The organism is Actinosynnema sp. (assembly GCF_052038725.1).
The window spans coordinates 1-6,741 of sequence record NZ_JBQGCX010000695.1 but is presented as its reverse complement, the minus strand read 5'-3'; the positions used below and the strand labels follow the sequence as shown (position 1 = coordinate 6,741).

Sequence of the window (6,741 nt, the reverse complement as noted above, 5' to 3'; positions counted from 1 at the left end):
GCGCGCCGTCCGGGGCCACGACCTCGGCCTGGAGCTGATCGGCGAGCCACTGGGCGGGCGCGGTCGGGCGCATCGACCCGGCGTGCGAGACCACGAGCCGCACCGGCCCGCGACCCTGCAGGGCCACGGCGACGGCGGGCCAGAACGCGGCCTCCTCGGCGGGCGGCACGTCCACCACGACCACGGTGCGCCCGCGCTCCACGGGCAGCGACCTGGCCAGGTTCGTGGCCGACGCGGTCACCCCGGAGGGCTGGCCGACGACGAGCGCGGCCCCGGCGAACGAGGTGGTGAACGGCTCGGGCTCCTCCTGCGGCGGGTCGGCGGGCTCCGAGGCGTACACGGACGAGGAGGGGCTCAGCGACCCCGAGCGGCTCTCGCCCTGGGCGGCGCTCCCGGGCGGGGAGCCGCCCAGCGCGGGGCTGCCGAGCGTCGAGCTGCCCAGCGCCGCGCCGATGGTCCCGGTCGTGGCGTTGGGGTCGGGGTACACGGAGCCCGACGGTTCGGTGTACACCGTGTCGGCGTACGAGTTGTCCGGCGTCACCGGTTCTCCGATCACCGATGGCGGCGGTGGTGGTGGCATGGGGGGCAGGGGGGCCGGTGGGGGCGGTGGGACGACCGGCTCGTCCTTCTGCGAGGAACGGCGGAACATCACAGCGCCCGATCACCTCCAGACAGGTCCGCGAGCACGCCCGCACTCTATCCACATCGTCACCCGATCGTGTCCTTGCCGTCTCCGTTCGCGCACCGTGAGTTGTCCACTGTGGACGTTCTACGCAGCGTCACGCGGCACTGACGCTCGAACGCGTGTTTGACCACCGCCCGACGAAATGTCCGACGGCGCGGCTACCCTCCACTACCGTGAACCGCCCGAAGCGCACCCAGACCAGGGGAGACCGGTGACCGCAGAGATCCTTTACGGGGCCGACGACCTCACCCACCTCGAAGGTCTTGAAGCGGTTCGCAAGCGCCCCGGCATGTACATCGGCTCCACCGACAGCCGAGGGGTCAACCACCTCTTCTCCGAGGTGATCGACAACTCGACCGACGAGGGAGTCGCAGGGCACGCGACCCGCATCACCGTGACCCTCCACCCGGACGGAAGCGTCCAGGTGGATGACGACGGCCGGGGGATCCCGACCGGCGTGCACGCCAAGTCCGGTCTGTCCGGAGTGGAGCTCGTCCTGACCCGCCTGCACGCCGGCGGCAAGTTCGGCGGCTCCGGCTACAAGACCTCCGGCGGGCTGCACGGCGTCGGCGCCTCCGCCGTCAACGCCCTCTCGCACCGCTACGACGTGGTCGTGCGGCGCGAGGGCAAGACCCACGAGATGTCCTTCGCCCACGGCGTCCCCGGTGTCTTCGACGGGCCGGGCCCGAAGGCCGCCTTCACCCGCCAGTCCGGACTCAGGGTCACCGGCCGCACCCGCAAGACCGGCACCTCCACCCGCTACTGGCACGACTCGCGCTACTTCGAGAACGGCGCCGCGCTCGACCACGAGGCCGTGCGCGCGAAGCTGCGCAACACCGCGTTCCTCGTGCCCGGCGTCACGTACGTGCTGCGCTCGGCCGTCGACGGCAAGATCGCCGAGGAGGTCTTCCACTACCCCGGCGGTCTCGCGGACATGGTCGACTTCCTCGCGCCCTCCTCGGAGAAGCCCGTCACCGGCAAGATCACCATCACCGGCGAGGGCGTCTACCACGAGAACGCCGCCGACGAGAACGGCGTCATGCGCTCCAAGGTCGAGCGGCACGCCGAGGTCGAGATCGCGCTGCGCTGGGGCACCGGCTACGAGCGCACGGTGGAGTGCTTCACCAACACCATCCGCAACGTGCACGGCGGCACGCACCGGCGCGGCTTCGAGCGCGCCGTGCTCAAGTCCGTGCAGGAGGCCATCGGCCGCACCAGGGGCCTGCTCAAGCCGAAGGAGGACCCGCCCACCCTCGACGACGTGCTGGAGGGCATGACCGCGGTCGTGCACGTGCGCGTGCCCGAGCCGCAGTTCACCTCGCAGACCAAGGACGAGCTGTCCACCGCGGGCGTCACCAGGGTCGTGCTCGCCCTGGTGGACAAGCACATCAAGGCGTGGACCGAGGACCGCCGCACCAAGGCGGAGGCCAAGGTCGTCCTCCAGAAGGTCGTCGACGCCGCCCGCGTCCGGCTCACCCAGAAGCAGCAGAAGGACGCGGCACGCCGCAAGACCGCGCTGGAGGGCGCGGCGATGCCGCCCAAGCTCGTCGACTGCCGCACCACCGGTGTCGCGCGCAGCGAGCTCTTCCTCGTGGAGGGCGACAGCGCGCTCGGCTCGGCCCGCATGGCCCGAGTCTCCGAGTACCAGGCCCTGCTCCCGCTGCGCGGCAAGATCCTCAACGTGCAGAAGGCCAGCCTCGCCGACACCCTGCGCAACGCCGAGATCGCCTCGATCGTGCAAGTCCTGGGCGCGGGCACCGGCCGCACGTTCGACCTGTCGACCATGCGCTACGGCCGCGTCATCCTGATGGCCGACGCCGACGTCGACGGCTCGCACATCCGCACCCTGCTCATCACCCTGTTCGCCAAGTACATGCGACCCGTCATCGAGGACGGCAGGCTGTACGCCGCGATGCCCCCGCTGCACAAGGTCGTCACCAAGGGGCGCAACGCGGAGACCCACTTCACCTTCACCCAGCGCGAGATGGAGCAGAAGGTCGCCCGGTTGGAGCGGGCGGGCAAGACCGTGGTCAAGCCCGTCCCCCGGTTCAAGGGCCTCGGCGAGATGGACGCCGAGGAGCTGTGGGACACCACCATGAACCCCGCCACCCGCTCCGTCCGCCGCATCACCCTCGCCGACGTCGAGGCGGCCGAGGCCGCGCTCGAACTGCTCATGGGCGAGAAGGTGGAACCCCGGCGGGCCTGGCTCGTCGCGTCCGCGGCGCGGGTCGACCAGTCCGCCATCGACGTCTGACGCCAGGAGAACGCTCAGCCATGGCACGCCGCAAGGGACCCGTCACCAGGGTCGACCCGTCCGCCTTCGACAGCGCGGGCGCCAAGGTGATCGACAACTCCCTCACCACCGAGATCGAGGACTCGTACCTGGAGTACGCGTACTCGGTCATCCACTCCCGCGCCCTGCCGGACGCGCGAGACGGCCTCAAGCCGGTGCACCGCCGGATCCTGTTCTCGATGAACGAGCAGAACCACCGGCCGACCTCGCCGTACGTGAAGTCCTCCCGCGTGGTCGGTGACTGCTTCGTGCGGGGCGCGCTCGTGTCCACCCCCTCCGGGGTGCGGCCGATCGAGGAGATCGTGGTCGGCGACCACGTGCTCGACCCGGCGGGTTCGCCCGTGCGGGTGGCGCAGGTGTACGAGAACCCGGTGTCCGAGCTGGTCAGGGTGGCCTTCTCGGACGGCCGGACCATGCTGGTCACGCCCGGTCAGCGGTTCCGGGTCCACGCGGGCAGCGAGGTCGAGTGGGTCGCCGCGCGCGACCTGGTCGGCCGCCGCGCGGTCGCCCTCGGCCCCGATCGCGCGTCCGCGCTGCTCGGGGACGGCGACCAGTACGCCCACGTGCTGGGCCTGCTCGCCTCGGCGGGCGTCGACGGGCAGCGGCTGCGCCTGGTCGACGAGGGCCCGGCGGACGCCGTCCACGGCTGGGCCATCGCCGCGGGCGTGGCCGTGACCAGGGACAAGCTGCCCGCCGCCGGTCCCGAGGGCCGCGACGTGCACGTGCTCGACCTGGACGGCCACGTCGGCGTGCGCGCCGCCGTCGCCTCCGGGGCCGCGCCCGCCGCCGTGCTGCTCCAGCGCGGCCGGTGGGCCGCGTTCCTCGCGGGCGTCTTCGACGGCGCCGGCTCGGTCCGCGACGGCGAGGTCGTCCTCGGCGTGCGCACCGCGCTGCTCGCCGAGCAGGTCGGCGCGCTGCTCGCCGACTGCGGACTGCCCGCGACCAGGGCGGACGGCGAGATCCGGCTGTCCGGCGGGGCCGCCGCCGCCCTCGGCGCCGCCCTGCTGCCGTGGGCCCGCTCGGCCGCCGAGCAGGACCTGCGCGAGCTGACCGGCGCGGTCGAGCACGCCGTCCCGGAGGTCGTGTCGGTGGAGCCGGCCGCCCCGGACACCACCTACGACATCCAGGTCGACGCCGACGAGCACGCGTTCGTCGTGGACGGCCTCGTCGTGCACAACTGCATGGGCAAGTACCACCCGCACGGCGACACCGCGATCTACGACGCGATGGTGCGGCTGGCGCAGGACTTCTCGCTGAACACCCCCCTCATCGACGGCCACGGCAACTTCGGTTCGCCAGATGATGGACAGGCTGCCTCGCGTTCCACCGAGGCCGGCATGTCCGGCGCGGCGATGCTGCTGGTCGGCGAGCTGGACGAGGACACCGTCGAGTTCCGCCCGAACTACGACGGCTCGCTCACCGAGCCGGCCGTGCTGCCCGCCGCGTTCCCGAACCTGCTGGTCAACGGCACCTCGGGCATCGCGGTCGGCATGGCCACGAACATGATCCCGCACAACCTCGGCGAGGTCGTGGCGGCGGCGCGGCACCTGGTCAAGCACCCGGACGCCGACCTCGAGAAGCTCATGGAGTTCGTGCCCGGCCCCGACCTGCCCACGGGCGGGATGCTGCTGGGCCTGGACGAGGTGCGCAAGGCGTACGAGACGGGGCGCGGCGTGGTGCGGATGCGCGCCACCGTCACCACCGGGCCGCTGGAGGGCAGCCGGGGCAGGCAGGCGATCACGGTCACCGAGCTGCCGTACGGCGTCGGCCCGGAGAAGATCATCGAGAAGATCACCGACGAGGTGAACAAGTCCAAGCGGCTCACCGGCATCGCCGACGTCAAGGACCTCACCGACCGGGAGAACGGCATCCGCCTGGTCATCGAGTGCAAGGTGGGCGTCAACCCGCAGGCGCTGCTGGCGGACCTGTACCGGCTCACCCCGCTGGAGCAGTCGTTCGGCATCAACAACCTGGTGCTGGTCGACGGCGAGCCGCGCACGCTCGGGCTCAAGGCGCTGCTGGAGGTGTTCCTGGCCCACCGGTACGAGGTGGTCACCCGGCGCACCAGGTTCCGCCGCCGCAAGCGCGAGGACCGGCTGCACCTGGTCGAGGGCCTGCTCAAGGCCCTGATCGACATCGACAAGGTGATCAAGCTGATCCGCCGCAGCGAGAACGCGCAGGCCGCCAAGGAGGGCCTGGTCAGCTCCTTCGAGCTGTCCGAGACCCAGGCCGCCTACATCCTGGACACGCCGCTGCGCCGCCTCACCCGGTTCGACTCGATCGAGCTGGAGGGCGAGCAGGAGCGGCTGCTCAAGGAGATCGCCGAGCTGTCCACGATCCTCGACGACGACAAGGTGCTGCGCCGGGTCGTGTCCAACGAGCTGGGCAAGGTTGCCAAGGACCTCTCCGTCGAGCGCCGCACCACGCTGCTCGACGGCGACCTGAAGGAGGTGCTGGCCGCCTCGCGCACCTCCGGTCCGCTGGAGGTCGCGGACGACCCGTGCCAGGTCGTGCTGTCGGCGACGGGCCTGGTGGCGCGCACCGCCGCCGAGTCCGAGGAGGCCGTGGAGGGGCGCAAGCGCAGCGGCCGGGCCAAGCACGACGCGGTGGCGGCGACCGTGCACACCACCGCGCGCGGGCAGGTGCTGCTGGTGACCAGCAGGGGGCGCGCGTTCAAGACCGACGTGCTGCCGCTGCCGGTGCTGCCGCAGGGCGAGGGCACGCTCTCGCTCAGCGGCGGGGTGCCGGTGCGCGAGCTGGTGGACCTGGACGCGGGGGAGCGGGTGGTCGGCATCGCCCCGCTGGGCGAGACCGACTCGCCGGGGCTCGCGCTCGGGACCAGGCAGGGCGTGGTGAAGGTGTGCGCGCCCGAGTGGCCGGTGCGGTCGGACGAGTTCGAGGTGATCGGGCTCAAGGCCGGTGACGAGGTCGTGGGCGCGCAGTGGCTGGCCGACGGCCAGGAGTCGCTGGTGTTCGTGTCCTCGGAGGCGTCGCTGCTGCGGTACGCCGCGTCGCTGGTGCGCCCGCAGGGCCTGCGCGGCGGCGGCATGGCCGGCATCACGCTGCCGGGGGAGGCGTCGGTGGTGTTCTTCGGCGCGGTGCGCACGGACGACGCCGAGCACGGCGAGCCGGTGGTGGTGACCTCGACCGGGCAGAGCGTGAAGGTGACGCCGTTCGACCTGTACCCGGCCAAGGGGCGGGCGACCGGTGGTGTCCGGGCGCACCGGTTCCTCAAGGGGGAGACGGGGCTGGCGCTGGCGTGGGTCGGCGCCCGGCCCGCCGCGGTGACCGAGTCGGGGGCGGCGGTGGAGCTGCCGGAGGTCGACCCGCGCCGGGACGGCTCGGGCGCGCCGCACCCCGGTCCGGACGTCATCGGGCACCTGGTGGAACGCGCCTAGCGCGCCGCTCCCGGCAGGGCTTCCGAGGCCCCCGATCCCGGTGTGACGCCGGGGTCGGGGGCCTCGTCACGTCGTTCGGCTTGATAACGACAGTCATGTTCAGTGAGGATGGCGGTGGTCAACCGGGTTGAGGACGAGGGGCGTGCATGATCACCGCTGGACTGGCTTCGGTCGGCTTCCCGGACAGACCGCTCGCGGAGGTCGTGGAGCTGGCGCTGGGCGCGGGGGCGGGGGCTCTCGCGTGTGGCGGCGACGTGCACGTCCCGGCGGGCGACCTGGTGGCGGCCGAGCGCGCGGCGGCGCTGAGCGAGGCGGCCGGGCTCGTGGTGGGGGTGTACGGGTCCGGGTACCGGGCCGGGTGCGAC

General features: G+C 72.5%; 2 protein-coding genes and 2 pseudogenes. 3 read left to right on the top strand and 1 reads right to left on the bottom strand.

Going from position 1 to position 6,741, the window contains the following annotated elements:
• A pseudogene (locus tag ACTUAL_RS14595) lies at positions 1-556 on the bottom strand (hypothetical protein); the annotation flags it as partial.
• 340 nt (positions 557-896) lie between these two features.
• On the opposite strand from ACTUAL_RS14595, the gene ACTUAL_RS14590 reads away from it, so the two are divergent.
• From ACTUAL_RS14590 to ACTUAL_RS14580, 3 genes and pseudogenes are all read left to right on the top strand, one after another.
• Entirely contained in the window at positions 897-2,939 is a 2,043-nt protein-coding gene (locus ACTUAL_RS14590) for a DNA gyrase/topoisomerase IV subunit B (protein WP_096492790.1), read from the top strand.
• A 20-nt stretch (positions 2,940-2,959) separates the two neighbouring features.
• Entirely contained in the window at positions 2,960-6,376 is a 3,417-nt protein-coding gene (locus tag ACTUAL_RS14585) for a DNA topoisomerase (ATP-hydrolyzing) (protein WP_440900623.1), read from the top strand.
• 146 nt (positions 6,377-6,522) lie between these two features.
• Positions 6,523-6,741 (top strand): annotated as a pseudogene (locus ACTUAL_RS14580) (sugar phosphate isomerase/epimerase family protein); the annotation flags it as partial.